Genomic DNA, 662 nt, shown 5'->3' on the forward strand with positions numbered 1-662 from the left:
GGCGTGGAGGAGCACGCCGGCGGTGTAGGTGATCGCCATCGCGATCGATCCGCCCAGCACGTTCCGGGCCACCGCCGGTCCGATCCTGGCCGCGCCGAGCCGCGCGCTCAGCCACCCCGTCAGCACCAGCGCGGCGATCACCGCGCCGACCGTCACCGGCACGCGGACCGACGACGGGGGCAGCACGATCGCCAGCAGCGGCAGCAGCGCCCCCACGGTGAAGGCCACGAACGAGGCCCCGGCGGCGTGCCAGGGGTTGGTCAGCTCCTCGGGGTCGATGCCCAGCTCCGTCTCCGCGTGCGCGGCCAGCGCGTCGTGCGCGGTCAGCTGCACCGCGACCTCGTGCGCGAGACCGCGGGTCAGCCCCTTCGCCACGTACAGGCCCGTCAGCTCCTCCAGCTCCGCCTCGGGCGTGTGGGCCAGCTCGCGCCGCTCCTGGTCCAGGGCGGCGAGCTCGGAGTCCCGCTGGGTGCTGACCGACACGTACTCGCCCGTCGCCATCGACAGCGACCCCGCGAGGAGGCCGGCGAGGCCGGCCGTCAGCAGCTCGGCGGAGGTCGCCGCGGCTCCGGCGACCCCCACCACCAGACCCGCCGTCGACACCACCCCGTCGTTCGCCCCGAGCACCCCGGCCCGCAGCCAGTTCAGCCGTGACCCCAACT

At 75.4% G+C, this 662-nt stretch carries 1 protein-coding gene; it reads right to left on the reverse strand.

All coding sequences use genetic code 11. The annotated features are described in order from the left end of the window. Positions 1-660 (reverse strand): VIT1/CCC1 transporter family protein (locus TR48_RS36910; RefSeq protein ID WP_042375019.1); only part of this gene is annotated, 660 nt, incomplete at its 3' end. Positions 661-662: the final 2 nt, after the last annotated feature.

The sequence above is a fragment of the Streptacidiphilus neutrinimicus genome, assembly GCF_000787815.1.
Taxonomy (GTDB): domain Bacteria; phylum Actinomycetota; class Actinomycetes; order Streptomycetales; family Streptomycetaceae; genus Streptacidiphilus; species Streptacidiphilus neutrinimicus.